Origin of the sequence: Bifidobacterium italicum, assembly GCF_002286915.1 — a bacterium.
In the GTDB taxonomy this organism is placed as follows: Bacteria; Actinomycetota; Actinomycetes; order Actinomycetales; family Bifidobacteriaceae; genus Bifidobacterium; species Bifidobacterium italicum.
The window spans coordinates 1-22,838 of record NZ_MVOG01000006.1; the positions used below are offsets into that span (position 1 = coordinate 1).

17 protein-coding genes, 1 tRNA gene, 2 rRNA genes and 1 pseudogene are annotated in these 22,838 nt (G+C 64.3%); 18 read left to right on the top strand and 3 right to left on the bottom strand.

All coding sequences use genetic code 11. From position 1 onward, the window contains the following. The 6 genes from B1400_RS02635 to B1400_RS02660 form a co-directional block, all read left to right on the top strand. A 23S ribosomal RNA gene (locus B1400_RS02635) occupies nucleotides 1-580 on the top strand; the annotation flags it as partial. 191 nt (nucleotides 581-771) lie between these two features. Beyond that, nucleotides 772-888, top strand: a 5S ribosomal RNA gene (gene rrf / locus B1400_RS02640). 201 nt (nucleotides 889-1,089) lie between these two features. Beyond that, on the top strand, nucleotides 1,090-2,121 hold the full coding sequence (locus B1400_RS02645) for a LacI family DNA-binding transcriptional regulator (RefSeq protein ID WP_235607282.1): 1,032 nt from the start codon (nucleotides 1,090-1,092) through the stop codon (nucleotides 2,119-2,121). Between the two features lie 192 nt (nucleotides 2,122-2,313). Next, the gene (locus B1400_RS02650; RefSeq protein WP_095612923.1) at nucleotides 2,314-3,270 is read left to right on the top strand and encodes a nucleoside hydrolase; all 957 of its coding nucleotides are present in this window, start codon (nucleotides 2,314-2,316) and stop codon (nucleotides 3,268-3,270) included. A 49-nt stretch (nucleotides 3,271-3,319) separates the two neighbouring features. Then, entirely contained in the window at nucleotides 3,320-4,795 is a 1,476-nt protein-coding gene (locus tag B1400_RS02655; protein WP_095612924.1) for an MFS transporter, read from the top strand. A 104-nt stretch (nucleotides 4,796-4,899) separates the two neighbouring features. Continuing rightward, complete coding sequence (locus B1400_RS02660; protein WP_095612925.1) at nucleotides 4,900-5,883, top strand: ribokinase; 984 nt, start codon at nucleotides 4,900-4,902, stop codon at nucleotides 5,881-5,883. A 71-nt stretch (nucleotides 5,884-5,954) separates the two neighbouring features. On the opposite strand, the gene B1400_RS02665 is transcribed toward B1400_RS02660, so the two are convergent. Next, entirely contained in the window at nucleotides 5,955-6,968 is a 1,014-nt protein-coding gene (locus tag B1400_RS02665) for a ribose-phosphate diphosphokinase (protein ID WP_095612926.1), read from the bottom strand. 304 nt (nucleotides 6,969-7,272) lie between these two features. Here B1400_RS02665 and rpsF point away from each other — a divergent pair, with 304 nt between their 5' ends. The 4 genes from rpsF (at nucleotide 7,273) to rplI (ending at nucleotide 9,009) form a co-directional block, all read left to right on the top strand. Next, the gene (gene rpsF / locus B1400_RS02670) at nucleotides 7,273-7,560 is read left to right on the top strand and encodes a 30S ribosomal protein S6 (protein ID WP_026645412.1); all 288 of its coding nucleotides are present in this window, start codon (nucleotides 7,273-7,275) and stop codon (nucleotides 7,558-7,560) included. Between the two features lie 41 nt (nucleotides 7,561-7,601). Further along, nucleotides 7,602-8,219: a single-stranded DNA-binding protein gene (locus tag B1400_RS02675; protein WP_095612927.1), complete on the top strand. Its 618-nt coding sequence runs from the start codon at nucleotides 7,602-7,604 to the stop codon at nucleotides 8,217-8,219. A 76-nt stretch (nucleotides 8,220-8,295) separates the two neighbouring features. After that, on the top strand, nucleotides 8,296-8,544 hold the full coding sequence (gene rpsR / locus B1400_RS02680; RefSeq protein WP_024540215.1) for a 30S ribosomal protein S18: 249 nt from the start codon (nucleotides 8,296-8,298) through the stop codon (nucleotides 8,542-8,544). A gap of 18 nt (nucleotides 8,545-8,562) precedes the next feature. Then, a complete protein-coding gene (gene rplI, locus B1400_RS02685; RefSeq protein WP_026645415.1) occupies nucleotides 8,563-9,009 on the top strand; it encodes a 50S ribosomal protein L9 in 447 nt (148 codons plus the stop codon). 131 nt (nucleotides 9,010-9,140) lie between these two features. On the opposite strand, the gene B1400_RS02690 is transcribed toward rplI, so the two are convergent. Further along, complete coding sequence (locus tag B1400_RS02690) at nucleotides 9,141-11,642, bottom strand: DUF4878 domain-containing protein (RefSeq protein ID WP_201260184.1); 2,502 nt, start codon at nucleotides 11,640-11,642, stop codon at nucleotides 9,141-9,143. 225 nt (nucleotides 11,643-11,867) lie between these two features. Beyond that, nucleotides 11,868-12,335, bottom strand: a pseudogene (locus B1400_RS10120) (zinc-ribbon domain-containing protein); the annotation flags it as partial. Between B1400_RS10120 and B1400_RS02695 the strand changes: the two are divergent. The 8 genes from B1400_RS02695 (at nucleotide 12,250) to clpB (ending at nucleotide 22,814) form a co-directional block, all read left to right on the top strand. After that, nucleotides 12,250-13,464, top strand: coding sequence for a hypothetical protein (locus B1400_RS02695; protein ID WP_162288163.1), 1,215 nt, complete (start codon nucleotides 12,250-12,252; stop codon nucleotides 13,462-13,464). The pseudogene B1400_RS10120 and the gene B1400_RS02695 sit on opposite strands and share 86 nt — an antisense overlap. A 493-nt stretch (nucleotides 13,465-13,957) precedes the next feature. After that, a tRNA-Lys gene (locus tag B1400_RS02700) sits at nucleotides 13,958-14,031 on the top strand. 900 nt (nucleotides 14,032-14,931) lie between these two features. After that, on the top strand, nucleotides 14,932-15,666 hold the full coding sequence (locus B1400_RS02710; protein ID WP_095612931.1) for an MIP/aquaporin family protein: 735 nt from the start codon (nucleotides 14,932-14,934) through the stop codon (nucleotides 15,664-15,666). A gap of 254 nt (nucleotides 15,667-15,920) precedes the next feature. Continuing rightward, nucleotides 15,921-16,799 carry a DUF3152 domain-containing protein gene (locus B1400_RS02715; RefSeq protein WP_235607283.1) on the top strand — a complete coding sequence of 293 codons (879 nt, stop codon included), beginning with the start codon at nucleotides 15,921-15,923 and terminating at the stop codon, nucleotides 16,797-16,799. Nucleotides 16,800-16,857: 58 nt separating this feature from the next. Continuing rightward, nucleotides 16,858-17,874: a tRNA glutamyl-Q(34) synthetase GluQRS gene (gene gluQRS / locus B1400_RS02720; protein ID WP_095612933.1), complete on the top strand. Its 1,017-nt coding sequence runs from the start codon at nucleotides 16,858-16,860 to the stop codon at nucleotides 17,872-17,874. A 145-nt stretch (nucleotides 17,875-18,019) separates the two neighbouring features. Further along, nucleotides 18,020-18,865 carry a YggS family pyridoxal phosphate-dependent enzyme gene (locus B1400_RS02725; RefSeq protein ID WP_095612934.1) on the top strand — a complete coding sequence of 282 codons (846 nt, stop codon included), beginning with the start codon at nucleotides 18,020-18,022 and terminating at the stop codon, nucleotides 18,863-18,865. Nucleotides 18,866-18,968: 103 nt separating this feature from the next. Further along, nucleotides 18,969-19,787, top strand: coding sequence for a fumarylacetoacetate hydrolase family protein (locus B1400_RS02730; RefSeq protein WP_095612935.1), 819 nt, complete (start codon nucleotides 18,969-18,971; stop codon nucleotides 19,785-19,787). A 342-nt stretch (nucleotides 19,788-20,129) separates the two neighbouring features. Then, nucleotides 20,130-22,814: an ATP-dependent chaperone ClpB gene (gene clpB / locus B1400_RS02735; RefSeq protein WP_095612936.1), complete on the top strand. Its 2,685-nt coding sequence runs from the start codon at nucleotides 20,130-20,132 to the stop codon at nucleotides 22,812-22,814. Nucleotides 22,815-22,838: the final 24 nt, after the last annotated feature.

The following is a 22,838-nucleotide window of genomic DNA, read 5'->3' on the forward strand; positions in this document are numbered from 1 at the left end:
TAATCGCACAAGCGGGCTTGACTGCGAGATCGACGGATCGAGCAGGGACGAAAGTCGGAGATAGTGATCCGGTGCCGGCGTACGGACGCGGCATCGCTCAACGGATAAAAGGTACCCCGGGGATAACAGGCTGATCATTCCCAAGAGTCCATATCGACGGGATGGTTTGGCACCTCGATGTCGGCTCGTCGCATCCTGGGGCTGGAGCAGGTCCCAAGGGTTCGGCTGTTCGCCGATTAAAGCGGCACGCGAGCTGGGTTCAGAACGTCGTGAGACAGTTTGGTCTCTATCCTCTGCGCTCGTTGGAATCCTGAGGAGGCCTGCCCATAGTACGAGAGGACCTGGGTGGACGAACCTCTGGTATGCCGGTTGTCGCGCCAGCGGCACGGCCGGTTGGCTACGTTCGGGAGGGATAACCGCTGAAAGCATCTAAGCGGGAAGCCCGCTCCAAGATAAGGATTCCTGACCACCCTCCGGGGTGGTGACAGACCCCACATGAGACCATGTGGTCGATAGACCGGACGTGGAAGCCCCGCAAGGGGGGGAGCCGACCGGCACTAACGGTCGAAAACGACCCCCCGCCACGACGCCCCGCGCACCACACGCGACCGGGACACGCGACTGGAGGATCCACACGAACCAAGCATCAACACGCAAACAACGAACCATCGTTCCCGCAGCACGAACACCTGCGCCCGCGTCCACCATCCGGTCCCCAAACCAACCACCAACCCCCACACGGGGGTGAACATGAATAACAGAACACAGTCTTGCGGCGGTCACAGCCCAGGGGAGACGCCCGGTCCCATTCCGAACCCGGAAGCTAAGACCTGGCACGGCGATGGTACTGCACCCGACAGGGTGTGGGAGAGTAGCACGCCGCCGCACCCACACTTCACCCAGAGAGCCCACCCAACAGTGGGCTCTCCTTTTTTCACAAACACACTTCCAAACGGAAACGCGCGCGTCCCCTTTTCACTCAGCGTCCCCTTTTCACTCATCCATGCAATATGCATCGTAAGGCCCTACAATGGAACGCGACAGCATTGTCCTGTCGTGGGCGGATCACGGCAGCCATCGAATCGGGGAATGATGCGCAGACGTGTGACGCTCAAGGAGATCGCCAAAGAGGCCGAGGTGTCGCCGGCTGCGGTCTCGCTCGTACTCAACAACAAACCGTCGCGCATCGCCAAGGAGACGCAGCAGCGCATCCGGGACATCGCCGCACGGCTCAACTACGTCGTCAATGAGAACGCTCGCGGCCTCGTCACGAACGAGACGCATCTGATCGCGCTCATCGTCCCGGACATCGAGAACATGTTCTTCGCGTCGCTCGCGCGGCATCTCGAGGAGGCATGCCACGAAGCCGGCTATGCGCTGTTCCTCTCCAATTCGAACGATCTGCGCGCGAACGAAAGCGCGCTGATGACGAACTACCTCGCGCGCGACATCGACGGGATGCTGCTCATCCCGTCACTGGAATCGTACCGCCACACGCGGCAGCTGCAGCGGCAGATCGCGGACGCGCATTGCCCCGTCACGCTCATCGACCGTCTCGTCACGGCCCATATCTGCGACGGCGTCGCCTTCGACAACACGCAGGGCGGCAGGCTCGCGGCGCAACGGCTGCTCGAGGCGCGCCATCGTCGCTTCGCGTGCATCAGCGGCCAAGTCGATGACGTCAACGCGGGCAATCGCATGCGCGGATTCGTCGATGTGCTGCACGGCCATCACATCACCGATGATGACATTCTGGTGCTCAACGGCAACTACCGTTTCGGCAGCGGCTATGCGCTTGCGGATCGTGTGCTTGATTTCGGCGCGACCGCGCTGTTCTGCTGCAACGACCTGATGGCGATGGGCGTCATGCAGCGGCTCGCCGAGCTCGGCCTGCATGTGCCCGAGGCGTTGTCGATCATCGGATACGACAACATCCTGCGGCGCTTCGGCATGGCGTCCAGGCTCACGACGATCGAACAGGACGTCCACAAGCTCGCCGTGCGCAGCTGGGAGTGCCTGTATCGCCATATCCGGCGGCACGATACCGGTAAGGACTGCGTCACGGCGACGCGGACGTCGCTGCTCACCCCGCAGCTCGTCGCCGGCGAGACCGTCGCCTAGGCGCGCGTCCCGCCTGGCGGCATCGACGCCGGAAGAGGACACGCCACTTCCATTCCTCTTTTGGCAGAACCTCGCATGATGGTCTATGATGAACGTAGTTCTTTGATAAAACGTTTTACCAAAGAGCGGCAGCAACAGTCCAACTTCGTCGACGACGACGTGGTATTTCAAGGAAGAAGGAAGGACGAAGCGATGAAGAAGTTCATTTTGGATCTGGACACCGGTGTCGATGACGCGCTCGCCATCTCGTACGCGTTGGGCAGCCCGGAAATCGAACTCATCGGCATCACCGGTACCTACGGCAATGTGCTCATGGAGCAGGGCGTGCGCAATGCGCTCGCGATAACCGACCTGCTCGGACATCCCGAAGTCCCGGTGTACAAAGGCCTGCCCCATGCGAGCACGAAGGATTCGTTCGAGGTGCTCCCGATCTCCTCGTTCATCCACGGCGACAACGGCATCGGCGACGTCGCCATCCCGGATTCGGACCGCGAGGCCGAAAGCGAGCCGGCCGTCGACTTCATCATCGATGCGGCGAAGACCTACGGCGACGAACTCGTCTATGTGCCGACGGGACCGCAGACGAACCTCGCCGCCGCGTTCAAGAAGGCGCCAGAGATCGCCGACCAGCTCGGCTCGATCGTGCTCATGGGCGGCGCGCTGACGGTGCCGGGCAACGTGAACGCATGGACCGAAGCCAACATCTCCCAGGATCCGGACGCCGCGGACTACGTGTTCCGCCACACGAAGCATGCGACGATGGTAGGCCTCGACGTGACGCTGCAGACGCTGCTCACCTACAAGGAGACGCGGACCTGGCGCGATCTGGGCAACGCCGCGGGCGCGTTCCTCGCCGACATGACCGATTTCTACATCAAGGCCTACGAGACCACGGCCCCGCACCTCGGCGGCTGCGGTCTGCACGATCCGCTCGCCGTCGGCGTCGCCGTCGACCCCACGCTCGTCAGCGTCCATCCGATCAACATGAAGGTCGACGTCGAGGGTCCGACCCGCGGCCGCACGATCGGCGTCGATGAGCGCCTCAACGATCCGCACAAGACGATGGGCGTCGCGCTCGGCGTCGATGTGCCGAGGTTCCTCGACGAATTCATGACCCGCATCACGAACGTCGCGCGTCGGGCCGTCTGAGCCCCGCGCCTGCAACCGCAATCATTCCCGTACCAAACAAGGACCAATCATGAGTGCTATAACTGACAACGTCGTCAAGCAGGACGCACCGGACCTCGAAGCGCAGAACAAGATGGCCGTGCGCGCCCTCATCCTGCTGCTCATCACCTTCATCCTCGGCACGCTGTGCCTGCAGGGCTTCAACCTGGTGTTCACCAACATCGGCAACGACGTCGGCGCGCCGGAGCAGGCGGCCCTGATCACGAGCCTGCCGAGCATCGTGCTCGGCATCGTCTGCTTCATCTACGGCTCCCTCGGCGATTTCGTCTCGCTCAAGAAGCTGATCGTATTCGGCCTCGTCACGCTGTTCGTCGGATCGTTGTTCGGATTCATCGCGAACTTCTTCTTCACGAAGAACCTGTGGACGGTGATCATCGCCCGCATGCTGCAGACTGCCGGCGAGCAGGTCTCGGGCTCCGTCTACCTGGTCATCGCCACGAAGTACCTGAAGAAGGAACTCAAAGTGATCTTCTTCGGCCTGTTCACGGCCGGCTATCAGATCTCCGCGGCCATCGGCGTCTTCGCCGCCGGCCTGCTCACCTCGATCGCATGGCAGTACCTGTTCCTCATCCCGGCCGTCACCATCGTGTTCCTGCCGTTCCTGCTGCATCTGCTGCCGAACCGCCGCGGCGGCTCGCAGCATGTGGACTGGGTTGGATTCGTCATCTTCGGCCTCGCCTCGGCCTTCCTCTCGTTGTTCTTCTCGTACAACAAGTGGTGGATGCTCGGCGTGTGCGCCGCGCTGTTCGTGGTCTTCGCGGTGTACATCAACAAGGCCGACGATCCGTTCATCACGCCGGCGTTCTTCAGGAACACGCGCTGGCTCGCGGGCATCATGCTCATCGTGCTGTTCTACTTCACCAACTATTGCGTCTCGCCGATCTTCAACAGCATGGGCGGCGCGCTGTACGGCATGGACGTGACGCAGGTCTCCCAGTACATCGTGTGGGCCTTCATCGTGGCCGCCGTCTTCGGCACCACCTCGGGCTGGATCGTCGGCAAGATCGGCCGCACGCCGGCCATCGTGCTCGCATCGCTGTTCATGATGTGCGGATTCGTCGGTTCGGCGCTGTGCGTGAACACGAACTTCGCGCTGCTGACGGTCTTCGCCTGCGTGTTCTACGCCGGCTGTGGCCTGATGTACTCGCCGGTCGTCTCCACCGTACTGGACACGCTGCCGGTCGATGAGTCCGGACGCGGCGTCGGCATGAACGACCTCGTGATGAACGTGACCGCCTCGATCGGCATCGCCGTCTTCGGCGCGCAGCTGGGCGCGACCACGCTCGGCGGCGGATCGCTCATCGGCGCGACCGGACCGGCCGCCGTCTACTCGAACCTGCTGCTCATCGCCGCCGGCGTCGTCGCCCTCGGCCTCATCTGGTTCGTCGTGTTCCACAAGAAGATCTACGCCGGCGAGAGCGCACAGGAACAGAAGACCGTCGATCAGCCGCAGGAGGTGCAGGAGGTGCTCGACCCCGTCGAGTGACGCCGCTCGGGGCGTCCCGCCCATATGACGCGCGGACGCCCCATCCTCCGGTCAACGCACGGCCGATCGCACGGCACAATGAACGCACAGGAAAAGGAGAGCTCATGAACACCGCACAGACACTCGATCTGCTGGACCGCATCCATGGTTCGGTATCGGTCGTCGGATCGATGAACGCGGACTACACCGTCACCACCGAACGTCTTCCCGGGCCGGGTGAGACGGTCACCGGAGGGCCGTTGCAGGTGCTGCCCGGAGGCAAATCGGGCAATCAGGCGGCCGCGGCGGCGAAGCTCGGCGCCACGGTCCGCATGTTCGGGGCCGTCGGCTCCGACGCCAACGCCGATTTCCTGCTTGGCAGCCTCGCCGACGCCGGCGTGAACATCAGCGGCATCCGCAAGGTGCTGGGCCCCAGCGGCACCACCGTGATCACCGTGGACTCGACGGGCGAGAACACGATCGTCTACTCTCCGGGATCCAACGCCAACGTCAGCGTGGAGTACGTGGAATCGCAGCGGGATCTGCTCACCGCGTCCTCGGTGCTCGGCCTGTGCCTGGAAAGCCCGTTGGAGACGGTGACCGCATGCGCCAGGATGTGCCATGAGGCCGGCGTCAAGGTGCTCGTCAACGATTCACCCTTCCTGCCGCAGCTGCCCGCCGAGCTCATCGCCAACGCCGACATCCTGCTCGTCAACGAGCACGAGCTCGTCCAGCTGCTGCACATCGACGAACCCGAGGACGACGACTGGGACGGCTTCGACTGGGCATACGCGCAGGGCCGGCTGCACGACTTCGGATTCCGGCAGGCGATCGTCACGCTCGGCGGCGACGGCTCGGTCGTGCTCGATGAGGACGCGCAGGATCCCATCGTCCGCATCCAGCCGGTGCATGTGGCCGCCGTGGACACCACCGGCTGCGGCGACTCCTTCATGGGCACCGTGCTTGCGGCGCTCGCCTCCGGCATGACGCTGCGGGAGGCCGCCCGGCTCGCTTCGTACGTATCCGCCTATGCGGCGACCGGTTACGGCGCGCAAGCGTCCTACGGCACGAGCGTGCAGATCCGCGATATGTTCGTGCTGAAGCGCTGAAACGAACGGTCGTATGCATGAGGGCGCCGGTCCCGATCGGGACCGGCGCCCTCATGCATACGACCGAGCCGTCACGCGTAGATGTTGCGCGTGCGCATGTCCTCGGGCAGCCCGTTGAGCAGATTCGAGACGGAACGCGATTCGAAGACCGAACGGATGCCGGCGGCGAGCAGCGGCGCCGTCGACAGCACCGTCATGTTCGGCAGACGCTTCTCCTCGGGGATCGGCACCGTGTCCATCAGCACGATCTCCTTCGCGCCGCTGTCGCGCAGACGCTCGACGGCGGGACCGGACAGCAGGCCGTGCGTCGCGACGAGCGTGACCGACTTCGCGCCGTGCTCGTGGAGCGTGCGGACGGCCTCGCATATCGTGCCGGCCGTGTCGATCATGTCGTCGACGACGACGCAGTCGCGGCCCTTGACATCGCCGATGATGCCGTGGGCGACCGCATGGTTCGGGCGCGTCGTGTCGCGGGTCTTGTGGATGAAGGCGAGCGGGAGGCCGCCGAGCTTCGCCGCCCACTGCTCCGAGACCTTGATGCGGCCTGCGTCGGGGGAGACGATCGTCGTGTTGTCGAGAGGCAGACGGTTGCGCATGTAGTCGAGCAGCACCGGCATCGCCGTCAGATGGTCGACCGGGCCGCTGAAGAAGCCCTGCTCCTGCGCGGCGTGCAGGTCGACGGTCATGACGCGGTCGGCGCCGGCCGCCTGCAACAGCGAGAACATCAGCTTCGCCGTGATCGGTTCGCGGCCCAGATGCTTCTTGTCCTGACGCGAATAGCCGAAGAACGGCGCGACGACGGTGATCGAACGCGCCGAGGCGCGTTTGGCGGCGTCGATCATGATGAGCTGTTCCATGATCCATTTGTTGATCGGTTGCGTATGCGCCTGCATGATGAACACGTCGGCGCCGCGGACGGGCTCGGTGAACCGCACGTACATCTCGCCGTTCGCGAAGTCGTAGGCCGTCGTTGGCAGGACCTCGGTGCCGAGATAATGCGCGGTTTCCTCAGCTTGTTCCGGATAGGCGCGTCCGGTGACGAGTGCGAGTCGCTTATCGGGTGTGCCTTCGAGAACTGCAGACATGGTTCGCCTTTCAAATGCGTGGGAGTACCCGTGGTTCAAGCAACACCAATATAACAATGCGGCTGTATGTGGGGCGGGCGGCGTTCGGCCCATGCGCGACGCGAGGGGCGCCGCGCGAGGGCCTGCGCGGCGAAACGCGCGGGAACGCCGGCGCCTGCGCCGGGCGGAGGTGTCCTGCGCCGCGGCTATGCTGTGAAAGTTGCTCTGAACCGGATGCGCCGCAACGGCGCCCCGGGACACGGCACAACGCATACACACTCCTGTCACGGAACGTCCGTGGCCGAAAGTCCGAAGGAGGTGGGTGATGTCTGCGCATAAGTACGAAATGATGTTCATTGCCGATCCTGAACTGGATGAGAACGGTCTGAAGAAGCTGACTGATCAGCACATGGAGATCGTCACCAAGGAAGGCGGTTCCGTCGAGAACATCGATATCTGGGGACGCCGCAAGCTCGCTTACGAGATCGACGGCAAGAACGAAGGCAACTACGTCGTCGTGACGTACAGCTGCGAACCGCAGGTCAGCGACGAGCTCGACCGCGTCATGAACCTGAACGAAGCGATCGTTCGCACGAAGATCATCCGTAAGTAATTCCGCTGTAGGGTTTTTGCACAAGGATAGGCAGGCAAGACATGGCAGGTGAAACCATCATCACGATCACGGGCAATCTGACCCGCGATCCGGAACTGCGCACCGTGGGCAGCGGCTCGACGGTCGTCAACTTCACCATCGCTTCGTCCACGCGTACGTTCAACCGGAACACCAACCAGTGGGAGGACGGCGACACGCTGTTCATGAACTGCTCGGCGTGGGATTCGGCACGCACCTCGCTTGCGTCGAACATCGCGAACACACTGTCCAAGGGCATGTCCGTCATCGCTCAGGGCCGTCTGACGCAGCGCTCGTATCAGGCGCAGGACGGCTCGCAGCGCACCGTCGTCGAGCTGCGCGTCGAGGACATCGGTCCTTCGCTGCGCCGCGCGACCGCGCAGGTCCAGCGCCAGTCCGCGAGCTCCGGCTTCGTCGGCAACCAGCAGGGCGGCTACAACAACGCCCCCGCCGGCGGCGCGAACCGTGGAGGATACCAAGGTGGAGCCGCCTACAACGGTGGCGCGAGCAGCTACGGCGCTCCGCAGCAGCAGGCTCCGGCCACCGATCCGTGGGGCGAGTCCTCGCAGTCCTCGGGCTCGAGCTTCGGCAGCTTCGGGACGAGCGAATTCGGCGGCAACGGCGACGAGGACGATTTCTAAAGCACCGGGTCGTACGCCGAACCCAACATCCGCAATACCACAGCACCACATCATTTCATTTGTAAGGAGACCATAGATGTCACGCAAGAGGCCGCAGCCGCCGGTGAAGCCGTTCAAGAAGAAGCCGAACCCGCTCAAGGCTGCCAAGGTTACCGAGATCGATTACAAGGACGTCGCGCTGCTGCGCAAGTTCATCTCCGATCGTGGCAAGATCCGTTCCCGTCGCATCACCGGCGTCACCGTGCAGGAGCAGCGCGAGATCTCGAAGGCGATCAAGAACGCCCGCGAGATGGCCCTGCTGCCGTACGCCACCAACGGCCGCTGATTCTAGGAGGAGTTGAAGATGGCAACCACCAAGGTTATTCTTAAGCAGTCCGTCAACAATCTGGGCCACGCCGGCGACATCGTCGAGGTCAAGCTCGGCTACGCCCGCAACTACCTAATCCCGCAGGGCTACGCCCTCGCCTGGTCGAAGGGTGCCGCCGCTCAGGCCGAAGCCATGAAGCGCGCCCGCCTCGCCAAGGCCGTCGCGACCCGTGAGGGTGCCGTCGAGGCCAAGGGTCTCATCGAGGGCATCGCCGTCGAGATCCCGGCGAAGGTTTCCGAGTCCGGCAAGCTCTTCGGCGGCATCTCGAACGAGCAGATCGCCAAGGCGCTCGCCGACAAGGTCGCGGTCGATCCGAAGGCGATCACCGTCGAGTCGATCAAGACGACCGGCGAATTCCCGGCCACCGTCGCCCTGCACCCGGAGATCACCGCAAACTTCTTCGTGAAGGTCGTCGCCGAGTGATCATGCCGGCCGCGCACACCGCGCGACCACCACAGACCCAAACCGTCTGAGCTTAAGCAATAGGGAAGGCCCCGCAGCCAATCAGCTGCAGGGCCTTCCTGTATCTTGTTGTCTCGATCAGCCGCGAACGATCAGTCGTCGCTGTCGCTGATCTCGACCGTGAGCTTGTCGCCGTCCACGCTGAAGGTGCCGGACATCGACGACATCGTCGTCTCACCGTCCTCCGGCTCCCAGCCGTCCGAATCCTTGCGCTCGTAGGTGTACTTGACCTCGGTGCCGTAGTCGGTCTGGAACGTGCCGTAATCGGTGTCCACCTGCACCTGCGGGTAGTCGGTGACCGACCACGTGAAGTTGCGCACGTTCTTGTCGTCGCCGTAGGAGTACACGCTGAACGGGCAGCCCTTCGGCTCAAGATCGGTGGATTTCTCGCATTCGTCGATCTTCGCGTTCACCTTCTGCTGAATCGCCTCGGTCAACGCGTCGGTGGCCTCGACGGCAACCTCCGTGTACGCGTCCGGCGACGATTCGTCGCCGGACGCGATGATGTGTGCGGTCTTCGCCTTGAGATACTTCGACTTGCCCGCCGACACGCTGTAGGTGCCCGGATACACGGTGATCGACCACGCATCGCCGTCCGCGTCTTTCGTGTTCTTTTCGGTGACCTCGACGCCGTTGATGTCGAGCGCCGAGATCGCCGTGGGCTTGGCAACGTGGATCGTCGTCGTCATCGGCTCGGCGACGCCCCAGTCGGTGAAGAACACCGACTTGCTGCCACGCTTGATCATCTTGAGGTCATGGGTGACCTCCTTGCCGTCGAGCGTGTACGAGACGGTAACGATCTTCGAATTGCCGTTCGCCTTCTCCTTGATGACCTGTGCGTTCGAGATGCGGCCGTCCTTCGGCGCGGCGTTGTTGGACAGCAGTTTCATCTGATCGTTCTTGACCTGCGGCTTGGCGATGCTGTTCGCACGGTTGAAGTCGCCCGATTCGATCGCCGCGATGTACTGCTTCGCTGTGGCCGACGCGCTGAATGTCGACGAATTGAGCGCCGAGAAGACGATTGACAGCACGATGATGAGACCGACGACGACACCGCCGATGATGAGCCACATCTTCGTTTTCGGCGACATCGGCTTGCGCGTCGCCGCGGCGGCCGGTGCGCCTGGCACAGCGGGAGCGATGCCCGGGGTCGGCATCGCTGACGGCGGCATCATGCCAGGAGTCGGCACGGCGCCCGCAGGGACGGCGAAGGTCTCGGTCGCGCTTGCGACACCGGACGGCGTCGCCATCGTCATCGATTCAGTGACGACGACCTCGTTCGCGTCATGGCGCGTCGAACGCAGACCCGGACGCACGGTGCCGCCGACGAGAATCGGCCAGATGCCGGGCAGCGACTGGATGAGGGTCGGTCCGAGCAGACGGGAGACGACCTCGATGATGAAGGACCACAGCGCCGCGATCAGGCAGAACCACAGCGCCGGCACGATCTGGTACGACATGCCGGTCGCGGTGCCGACGCCGCTGGCACCGGTGAGCACACCCATGAACAGATATGGCGTGATGAGCCAGAAGGCCAGCCAGAACACCGGCGCTTGCCAGCAGAATCGCCAATCGGCGTAATACGGGTCATAGGCATTGCGTGCGGCGGCGCGCAGCGCGACATAGAAGCCGCACAGCAGATAGAGGACGAACATCAGCCACAGCGCCCACATGTAGTCGAATCCGGCCGTCATATCGGAGCTGAACAGCGAAATCGAAATCGTGTTGGTGCCGGTCGACGCGAATTCGATGGCGCCGAAGGAGCCGATGACGATGTTCCATGCGCTTAGCGCAGGCAGCACGACCGGAAGGAACGCCCACAGCGCGGACACGTTGCCGCCCTGCGAGCTCAGCTTCGTCGTCGTGACGATCATGATGATGAGCGCGACGACGGTCGACACGACGACGTAGCAGGCCGCCGATTCGACGACGGTGCGGCGGAAGCCGCGGACGCGATGCGCCCACGTCCACGCGGCAGTGAAGACGTTCGACTCGTCGGCGGTCGTATCGGCGAGGAAATAGCCGATGAGCGCGCCGAGCGTCGCGAGGATGAACACAAGCGCGAAGGTGCGGAACGTCGCGCCGGACAGCGTGATGTAATTCGAATCTTCGCTATAGGAGTAGCGCATGATCGCCGTGAGCAGCAGCATGACGAGGCCGGAGACGATGCCGACGGCGAAGGAGCTGAGGACACCGACCCAACGGAAGCGGATCGTCGCCTTGCGCGCCATCAGGAACGCGCCGAACGCGCAGCCGATGGCGAGCGCATAGCCGATCCACGACAACGGCGTCATGATGGAGAAGGAACCCACCAGACCGCCGTCGGAACCGATGTTCGCCGTGATTGAACCGGAGTTGCCGAGCGCGAGATAGATGCCCAGACGGTGGAAGAAGTTGAGATTGGTCAGCGGCTCGTTCATGCCGGAGGAATCGATGACGTTCTGCAGCGAGCTCCACGAGATGAGCAAGCCGAACAACGCCATGACGATCGCGGCGCCGAGTCCGACGCCGGTGGAAGTGCCGAAGGCGGCGAGCTGCTGCGGCGTGACCTGCACCGGAGCCTTCGGCGTAGCCGGCTGCGGAGCTGCGGCCATCGGAACTCCTGGAACGGGCGGGACGGTCGGTGCGCCCGGTGGTGCTGGAGCGGACGGTGCTGCTGGCATTGCAGGTGCGGGTGCTGCGGGTGCTGCCGAGGCCGGCTGCGGTGCCGGTACGGCGGCGTACGGTGGCAGCGTCGTCGTCGGCTGATAGCCGGTCGGTGCGGCCGGGGCTGCAGGCTGCGGCGGAACGGCAGGCTGCGTCTGCTGATGCACCGACGTCCCGCACGACGGGCAGAACTGTGAGCCAGCCGGGACGGCTGCGCCACAATGTGGACAATACATCTGGAAGCTCCTTCTCTCCTCAGTCGGTGGGGCGATCCCCCTAGTGCCGATTGTATCCCAGAGGGTCGTGCCGCCGTCGGCGGCCGGACGCACGGCGTATAGCAAGGTGCATATATGCATATATATTGGGAGGATGGGGCCGGAGGCGGCCCTGCATGAACGGATGCCATAAGAACGGGGCAACCGCTGATTGGATGCACAAATCGGCGACGAGGAAGGGAAGTGACCGACGATGCAATGTCCACAATGCCATGCACAGGTCGAAGAGGGGGAGGGCTTCTGCTGGAACTGCGGCACACGACTGCAGCAGACGGCGCCGATGCCCGATACGACACGCGTCGCCGGAGTCGCCGTGTCGCCACCGGCGCCGGCCGCGCCGTCCGCAGCGGCGGAAACGAGCGTCATACCGCCCGCGCCATCCTACGACGCATCGATGTACGAGGAAACGGTCCTCGGACCGACACCGACGGCTCCGGTCGCCCCTCCTGCGGCGTCGAGCGTGCCGCCGGCAGCTACTGTGCCTCCTGCGGCCGCCGTGCCACCGCCGATGACGCCGCCGACTCCGGGCGATAACGGTGGCAAAAAGCCGAAATCAAACCGCGGACTCATCATCACGCTCATCGTGCTCGTCGTCATCATGATTGCAGCAATCGGCTTCTGGATCTGGCAGTCGACCCGCACAAACGACGACGCCTCCACACAGCCGACGACGCAACAGCAGACGACGGACGACGCTTCGTCAGGCGACGTCGACGGCAATGACAAAGACGACAAAGACAAGAAGAAAGACGCAAAGTGCACGGCGACACCAGACGTCGACGTCGACGACCTCAGCGTCAACGGCAACTCACTCATCGCCACACTCGCACTCAGTGCCAAATCATGCGACAACGGCACCTACGCCGAACCCAACATCAAAATCACCGTCAAAAACGACGACGGCGACGTCATCGCCGCAGCCGTCTACGACTTCACCAAAAAACCCATCACCTTCCAAGACGGCGAAGCAACCACACAAATCGCCTTCAACTCACGGCAACACTGGCAGCCGGCCGACGAAATCACCTCACCGACGAACGCCAAAGTCATCTGGCAAACCGGACAAAAAGGCGAAGGCAATGCATCCGCAGACGTCGCCGACGCGCGCGGCGGCGCATCCATCGACACTGCCGATAACGAACGCTACGCACAACTCGCCCTCAAACGGCAACTCAACGACGACTCATCACTGACCTCGCCGTTCTACTCCGACTACACCACACAGCTGTCCAGCAAAAAATACAACATGAACATCGACGGCAAAGCGTGGAAGTACACCGACATCTACGAACAATTCCTCAAACTGCACTACAAACACCCCAATGCGATCCTCATCTGGGCCGCCGACTACTACAACTACACCAAACACGGCCACGCAGCCGACTACTACGTCATCCTCTCCGGCGAAACATTCTCACGGGCAGAGGATGCCACGGAGTGGTGTTCGGCAAACGGATATGCGGCTCAGGACTGCGTAGCGGTGGATCTGCAGTAGGGGTTTGCGGCTGCTTGCTTGCTTGAGCGTGCTTATGCGTGCTTTTTGCGTGCTTGAGTATTCTGCTGCGGCTGCGGCTGCGGCTGCGGTTAGGCGAAAGGCGGCGCGCAGACGACGAAGGGAAATGTTATTCGTCGTCTGCGCGCCGCCTTTCGCGATTTTGTAGTGACGTGCACGTTTCTATGCTGCTGTGGCTTTGTGGTGACGTGCACGTTGCGTGTTTGTTTGTTGATGACGTCGGGTTGCGTAGGGGGGGGGCGATGCAGTGCTCGGGGTGGGGAGGGCAAGGTAAGATAAGAGAAGGGAGGTAAATGTGAAGGAATTGTGAAGATGTGGATGAGGGGAGAGGATGAGGGAGGTATGAGAGGGGTTGTGGGGGTTGTTTTGGGATTTTGGGAGAACGTTGGAAAATCGGGGTTTCTGTGGCGCGACACGCCGGAGGTTGCGGTGGGGGAGAATCCGAGTATATTTATCTCTCGGTTCACGAACCAACGCCCCTTTAGCTCAGTTGGTTAGAGCAGCTGACTCTTAATCAGCGTGTCCAGGGTTCGAATCCCTGAGGGGGCACCGCAGAAGGCCTCGGTCGAATATCGACCGAGGCCTTCATCGTGTTCGCCGTCATGTGCCTAGCAGTGATTGTGATCGGTTGGGGTGCGGGGTGTGGCGGTGGTGTTCGCTGGGGTTGTCGGTTGTGATCGGTTCGGGTGCGGGCTGCGGCGAAAACGATTGCTGAGATGCGGCCGCGCGGGTGAGGATGGGGGTGTGCATCGCTCTGGGCGAACATAGTTGGGCACGATGCATAGGATGAATACGAATCACATCAATGACCGCTCCGATGGCCATGCCATGTCGGAAGCGACGGCATGCCGACAGCCCGGCACTGCCGGTGACGGGAGCGCGGGACAGCAAAGAAAGGAGAAAGCGGACGATGCAGCAGCATCAGTGGGAATCGACCTTTGCGGCCTTGGACAGGCTGATGGCGCAGAGCGATGACGAATCGACTGTCGCCGTGATGGAACGCCAGTACGGCGAATAAGGCGAAGGGCAAGCGACCGGTCGCGTCGCAGTGAACGGCGACCATGACGAAGCTCGCGGGCGGCCGTCCCGGCGAGTTTTTTTATGCGCCGCGCACAACGCCGTGTGCGGCCGGGACCGGGACCGGGAGATCCCGTCCGCTGTTTGGGTTTGATGGCGTGAGGCGGGCATGATGCCGATCAGCATAGGTTCGGCGTCGTGTGCGGCCGCGGAGGCGCTCGCGGGCGAAGCGCAGCGCGGATGGGGGAGACGGGCTTTCGTCAGCGGACTCCCGAGGCTGGCCCTGCGTGGGGTGATGCTCGTGTTGCCCATGGCGGGCGCTACACTCATACCGGTTCCCACGCATTTCGATACGGGGTGAGCCATGCAATCCATCCATCAGAGAAGATTAATCAAACCATCTTGCATACGCATAGAGAAGGCTGAGGAGCAGTGGAATACTCGTTGTTTACGCGGCTGGCGGCGGAGTTCGTCGGAACCGCGGTGCTGATGATCTTCGGCAATGGCGCAGTGGCCAATGTCGAATTGAAGAACACGAAAGGGCATAACGCCGGCTGGCTCAACATCGCGATGGGCTACGGTTTCGGCGTCATGTTCCCGGTGCTGATGTTCGGTGGCGTCTCCGGCGCGCACATCAACCCGGCAATGACGCTCGCGCAGGCCGTCAACGGCATGTTCCCGTGGAGCCAGGTCCTGCCGTACATCTGCGCGCAGATCCTCGGTGCCGCCGTCGGCCAGCTCATCGTCTACATCTGCTACTACCCGCACTACAAGGAGACCGAGAGCGCCGAAGCGATCCTCGGCACCTTCTGCACGACCGACGCCTACGCGACGCGCCGTAACTATTTCATCAACGAGTTCGTCGGCACGATGATCCTCGTTCTCGGCGCGCTGTGCTGCCTCGAGCTGCAGTGGGGCAAGACGAACTACGCGGCCGCGTCGATCGTCGTCGGCTTCATCGTCTGGGGTCTCGTCTGCTCGCTCGGCGGACCGACCGGCCCCGGCCTCAACCCGGCCCGCGACCTGATGCCGCGTCTGCTGCACCAGATCCTGCCGATCCCGCACAAGGGCTCGTCGCGTTGGAACGAGGCGTGGATCCCGGTCGTCGCGCCGATCCTGGGCGGCATGCTCGGCTGCTGGCTGTTCAACGTGCTGTTCGCGATCTGATCCGCGTTCCCGATATCCGTTTCCCGTGAATCCCTGTGAAGCGGCCCGTGGGCATCCCGCGGGCCGCTTTGCGATGCCGCGTCCTCCATGCTTCGCCGTCGTTGCTATAGTGGGGGCGGACGATTCGCGGCCACGTCCGCGAGCCGGGCGGCGACGCGGGCGACGGCGCATGCGTCGAGGGCGGCTCGGGCGGCGGTCATACGGAGCAGGCAGTGCAGGCATACGGGAACGGATGAGTCATGGGTGGTGCGAACATGAACAGGGCCTCTCGTCGGCGCCGCCACAGGCGTCTGCGACGACGCTACGTCGTTCGTCGCGTCGTCGCGGCGGTCGCGCTCGTGTTGCTCGTCGTCGGCGTCGCCGCAAGCACCGGCGCGTCGGTGGCGCATGTCACGGCGACGCCGGACGAAGGTGGCGCCGCGACTGCGAACATCGATTTCACGAAGGCGCTGCGCATGGCCTTTGCGAACGGGCAGATCAAGGAACCGGAACCGCTGCAGCCGAAAAGCGACGAGGATCGCCGCAACGAGGCTGCGCGGCAGGAGCTCGACGCGCTCGCCGCGCCGATGTCCGCCGAGCAGCGCAAGCAGATCTACGACAAGGCGAAGCAAACGGCCGAGCACAGCGGCGCACAGGTCACGAAGATGACGTACTGCGTCGCGACGAACGGCGACGTCGGCGACAAGTCGGCCTTCGCGAACACCGTCGACCGGGCGCTCAACGATCCGCGCGGATGGCCGCGCGCCGGCGTCGTGTTCCAGCAGGTCGACGGCGGCTGCGACGTGACGGTGACGCTCGCCGCGCCGGAGAAGCTGCCGACGTATTCGACGTACTGCTCGAGCGAATACAGCTGCCGCGTCGGCGCCGACGTCATCATCAACAAGAAACGCTGGGACGGCGCCGTCGACCACTGGTTCCAGGAGGGCGGCACGCTCGCGAGCTACCGCACGATGGTCGTCAACCACGAGGTCGGCCACGCGCTCGGACACCTCGACAACGAACAGCCGTGCGGCGGCGACGGGCAGAAGGCGCCGCTGATGCAGGAGCAGTCGATGTTCCTCAACGGCTGCACGGTGAACCCGTGGCCGCTCGACAGCGAGCTGTGGACGACCTTCGTCGGCTCGCCGGCGTGATATCGTCGCGACGAGATGACGATACGAACGACACCGGGAATCGAAAGGCGGCCCGCGGATGAGCGGTAGGTTCGCGCCGACGCCGTCGGGGCGCATGCATCTGGGCAACGCGTACGCGATGCTCGCGGCGTGGCTGTCCGCGCATGCGCGCGGCGAGGACGTGAGGCTGCGCATCGAGGACATCGACGTGCCCCGCGTCATGCCGGGCGCCGACGAGTGGATCCGCGACGACCTCATATGGCTCGGGTTGGACTGGTCGGGCGACGTCGTCCACCAGTCGCGGCGCACCGCGCTCTACGACGAGGTCTTCGCGGCGCTGCGCGGCGCCGGGCTGCTCTACCCGTGCTTCTGCTCGCGCGCCGAGATCCGCGCCGCGTCGGCGCCGCAGGAGGGTGACCGGTTCATCGTCTATCCGGGCACCTGCCGACGATTGCACGACGAGCGCCCCGAAGAGGCGGCCGCGCGCATACGCGCCGGCGAGCGCCACGCATGGCGGCTCGCGGTGCCGCATGCCGGCGCGCGCGACGGGCGCATCCTCTTCGACGACCGCGTCTACGGCGCGCAGGACCACGACCTCGGCGCCTCGCTCGGCGACGTCGTGCTGCGACGGTCGGACGGGTTGTACGCGTACCAGTTCGTCGTGACGCTCGACGATCTGCTGATGGGCGTCGACGACATCGTGCGCGGCCGTGATCTGCTGCGTTCGACGGCACTGCAGATCTGGTTGCGCGAACGCCTGCTCGACTGCGGTGTCGGCGGTGTCGGTGGTGGCGCTGCGCGGTGGACGCCGGCGCAGACGCCTGACTACGCGCATCTGCCGCTGCTCGACAACGCCGCCGGCGTGCGGCTCGCGAAGCGCGTCCGCTCGCTCGACCTCGGCCATCTGCGTGCACAGGGCGTGCGCCCGCAGGCCGTCGTCGGCTACTGCGCGTGGGCGCTCGGGCTCATCGAACAGCCGGAGGCGATCGATGCGCGCGAGGCGCTCGCGTGCTTCGACTGGCGGCGGGTGCGCGCGGTGCGCGGCCGCGATTTCAAAGTGCCCGACGACGTCGGCGCGCGGCTGCTGGCGATGTGAACGCCGTACGTCGTGAACATGACGTAGGAACATCGAGGGACGACTTGTGTGCATGATAACGAATTGCGGTAAGGTAAGGTCGTGCGGGACGGAGAGGAAAGCGTTTCGCACGACCCCGGGACATGAGTGAAGTGATGGGAACGTCATGACAGCCTATATGGATTACAAGGACCTCGCGAACGAGTCGATCGACGATACGCGTGCCGGCGAGATCGCCGACGGCGTGCACCGCGTGCTCGATCGCATCGCACACGCGGAGATGCTGAGCGGGCGCGAGGAGGGCTCGGTCACGTTGCTCGCGGCGACGAAGACGCGCGACGTCGGCGAGATCATGGCCGCGATCGACGCGGGCGTGCATATGGTCGGCGAGAACAGGCCGCAGGAGATCTCCGTCAAGATCGACGGACTGCGGTATCTGTGCGCGCAGCGCGGCATCGTGCTCGGCGCGAGCGACGTCGAAACGGTCGGCAACCTCGAACTCACCGACGATCCGGAGGCGCTCGACCATCTGCCGCTGCATCTGATCGGACAGCTGCAGAGCAACAAGATCAACAAGGTGCTGCCGGATGCCGACGTCATCGAATCGGTCGATACGCTCGAGCTGGCGCACAAGATCGGGCGGCGTTCGGCAGCGCGCGGCGCCGACGTCGGCGTACTGCTCGAGGTCAATGAATCCGGCGAGGCGACGAAGTCGGGCTGCGACCCCGACGGGGCCTTCGAACTGGCGCTGCAGATCGCCGAAATCGACGGGCTCGAACTGCAGGGGCTGATGACGGTCGGCGCGCATGTGGACGACGAGGCGGTCGTGCGCCGCGGCTTCGCGCATCTGCGCGACCTGCGCGACCGCGTGCGCGACTCGCACGCCGAGGGCACCGAACATTGCACCGAACTGTCGATGGGCATGAGCGGCGACATGGAGCACGCGATCGCCGAAGGTGCGACGATCGTGCGCGTCGGCACGGCGATCTTCGGCGAGCGCGCGTTCAAGTAGACGACGAGGAGGTGGTGGAGGGTATGCCTCTGATGGTCCGGGGCTGCTATGCTTCAGTGCACTGAACAGCGCGTCGTGATACGACCGTTGTAGACTGTGCCGTATGAGACTTGCACGTTTTTCCAAGGATGACACGCCCCAGTATGCCTTCGTGCAGACCGACGAGGCGGATGACAGGGACTATCTCGTCGTACTCGAAGGATATCCGTTCGGCGGCCAGGTGCGGCCGACCGGCGAACGCATCCCGCTCGACGCGGACGGCGTGCGGCTGCTGTCGCCGGTCATCCCGTCGAAGGTGTACGGATTGGCGAAGAACTACGAGGCGCACGCGAACTACATGTTCGAACAGGGCCAGTCGACGGTGCGGCATGCGCCCGAGGAGATGGTCGTCTTCATGAAGCCGTCGACGTCGGTCATCGGCCCGGACGACCCGATCGTGTTCCCGGCGTGCTCCGACGATATGAACTTCGAGCCCGAGGTGGCCGTCGTCATCGGACGCATCACGAAGAACGTGGGCGTCGAGGACGCGATGGACCACGTCCTCGGCTTCACCTGCGTCAACGACGTGACGTTGCGCGACCTGCAGGGCTCCGATCCGATGTGGACGCGCGCGAAGGGCTTCGACACGTCGTGCCCGCTCGGGCCGTGGATCGTGACGCGCGACGACTTCCACTGGCGGGACGCGGCGATCTCGTTCACGCTCAACGGCGAGGATGTGGCGAAGGCGAGCGGCACGACGGCCAATCTGATCCATTCGATCCCGGAGCAGATCGCGTTCATCTCGAGCTTCTCGACGCTGCTGCCGGGCGACGTCATCCTCACCGGCACGCCGGACGCCTCCGGCGCCCTCAAGCCGGGTGACGAGGCGGTCGTGCACGTCGACGGCATCGGCGATCTGCGCAACGTCGTCGTGCGTGCATGAGCGGCGCGCACGGCCCCGAGTCGGTGCGCATTCCCCGCGGCGCCGTCTAGCGCGTCACGCTGAGAGGAAACTGAAAGGAACATGAGGAAGGCTGTCCGCTGAAAGCGGGCGGCCTTCCTCATGTTCTGCGTCAGAATTGCAGAGGATGGTCCGTCGAAGCGGTAGCCTTCATCGAATCGCAAAACTTGAGTAAGATTCGCTCAAGTTTTGGGAATAAGTGATCTGCGGCGTCGGTTGACAATATCAGACAAATGAAGCCGTGGGTGCGCCCACGTCTCCCGGCCGTGCATGGCGCGCGGTCCGAGGGACCCGCCGCGCCCATGCGCAGCAATGGAGGATGATATGGAACAGAAGTTTACGACAATGGCCCAGGAGGCGCTCGGCGACGCGATCCAGAGCGCTTCGGCGGCCGGGAACCCGCAGGTCGAGCCGCTGCACCTGCTCGACGCGCTGCTGCGTCAGGAGCACGGCGTCGTCCGCGGCCTGATCGAGGCCTGCGGCGGCAATGTGCAGACGATCGGCGCCGCCGTGCGCAACGCGCTCGTCGCGCTGCCGAGCGCCTCCGGATCGTCGACGACGCAGGCGCAGGCGAGCCGCCAGCTGACGGCCGCGATCGCGAAGGCCGAGGCCGCGATGAAGGAGATGGGCGACGAATACGTCTCCACCGAGCATCTGCTGCTCGGCATCGCCGAGGCGACGCCGAACGACGCCGCGAAGATCCTGGACAACAACGGCGTGACCGCCGCGAAGATCCGCGAGCAGATCCCCGGCATCCGCGGCGGCGCGAAGGTGACGAGCCCGGACGCCGAGGCGTCGTACAAGGCGCTCGAGAAGTATTCGACCGATCTGACGGCGCGCGCGAAGGAAGGCAAGCTCGATCCGGTCATCGGCCGTGATCAGGAGATCCGCCGCGTCATCCAGATCCTGTCGCGCCGCACGAAGAACAACCCGGTGCTCATCGGCGAGCCCGGCGTCGGCAAGACCGCCGTCGTCGAGGGCCTCGCGGAGCGCATCGTGGCGGGCGACGTACCGAGCACGCTGCAGAACAAGCGTCTGATCAGCCTCGATCTGGGTTCGATGGTCGCCGGTTCGAAGTACCGCGGCGAATTCGAGGAGCGCCTCAAGAGCGTGCTCGATGAGATCAAGCAGTCCGACGGGCAGATCATCACGTTCATCGACGAGATCCACACCGTCGTCGGCGCCGGTTCGGCCGAAGGATCGATGGACGCCGGCAACATGCTCAAGCCGATGCTCGCGCGCGGCGAACTGCGCCTGATCGGCGCGACGACGCTCGACGAGTACCGCGAGAACATCGAGAAGGACCCGGCGCTCGAACGCCGCTTCCAGCAGGTCTTCGTCGGCGAGCCGTCGGTTGAGGACACGATCGCGATCCTGCGCGGCCTCAAGCAGCGTTATGAGGCGCATCACAAGGTGACGATCGGTGACGACGCGCTCGTGGCCGCCGCAACGCTGTCGAACCGCTACATCACCGGCCGTCAGCTGCCGGACAAGGCGATCGACCTCGTCGACGAGGCCGCCGCGCACCTGCGCATGGAACTCGATTCGCAGCCGGAGGAGATCGACGAGCTGCAGCGCAAGGTCACGCGTCTCGAGATGGAGGAGATGCAGCTCAAGAAGGCCGAGGACCCGGCGTCGAAGGAACGGCTGATGAAGCTGCAGTCCGAACTCGCCGACAGCCGCGAGCAGCTCCACGGCCTCCAGGCCCGCTGGGACGCCGAGAAGGCGGACCGCAACAAGGTCGGCGACCTGCGCGCCAAGCTCGACGAGAAGCGCGTCGAGGCCGACAAGGCGACGCGCGCCGGCGACCTCGCGCAGGCGAGCCGCATCCTCTACGGCGAGATCCCGCAGATCCAGAAGGAGCTCGCCGCCGCGGAGACGGCCGACGAGCAGGCCTCCGAATACGCGCACAAGGACGACCCGATGGTCCCCGACCATGTGGACGCCGACTCGATCGCCGGCATCATCTCGGAGTGGACCGGCATCCCGGTCGGCCGTCTGATGCAGGGCGAGAACGAGAAGCTGCTGCATATGGAGGAGTACCTCAACGAGCGCGTCATCGGCCAGCCCGAAGCCGTCGAGGCGGTCTCCGACGCGGTGCGCCGCTCGCGCGCCGGCATCTCGGATCCGAACCGTCCGACCGGTTCGTTCCTGTTCATGGGACCGACCGGCGTCGGCAAGACCGAGCTCGCGAAGGCGCTCGCCGAGTTCCTGTTCGACGATGAGAAGGCGATGGTGCGCATCGACATGAGCGAGTACATGGACAAGTCGTCCGTGTCCCGCCTCATCGGCGCGGCCCCCGGCTACGTCGGCTATGAGGAGGGCGGCCAGCTCACCGAGGCCGTGCGTCGCCGTCCGTACTCGGTCGTGCTGTTCGACGAGGTCGAGAAGGCGAACCGTGAGGTCTTCGACATCCTGCTGCAGGTGCTCGACGACGGCCGTCTGACCGATGGCCAGGGCCGCACCGTCGACTTCAAGAACACGATCCTGATCATGACGTCCAACCTCGGCTCCCAGTTCCTCGTCAACCCCGATCTGAGCGAGCAGGAGAAGAAGGACGCGGTGATGAACGCAGTGCACACGCAGTTCCGCCCGGAGTTCGTCAACCGTCTCGACGACCTCGTGATCTTCCATCCGCTGACGCGTCAGGAGCTCGGCAAGATCGTCGACCTGCAGGTCAAGCAGGTCGCGTCGCGCCTGACCGACCGCCGCATCACGCTCGACGTGACCGAAGCGGCCCGCGAATGGCTCGCCGACACCGGCTACGACCCGGCGTACGGCGCCCGTCCGCTGCGCCGCCTCGTGCAGACCGAGGTCGGCGACCAGCTGGCGCGCATGCTGCTCGCCGGCAAGGTCCACGACGGCGAGACGGTTCTCGTCGACCACACCGGCGGCGACCATCTCGAGCTGTCCGTGCATCAGCACGATCCGATGGAAGGCGACGCCAACCCGCTCGACACCGAAGTGAAGATCGGCGGCGGCGCGCAGTCCGACGATGCGTCGAAGTGAGCGCCGAGGGTCGCGTAGCCGCGT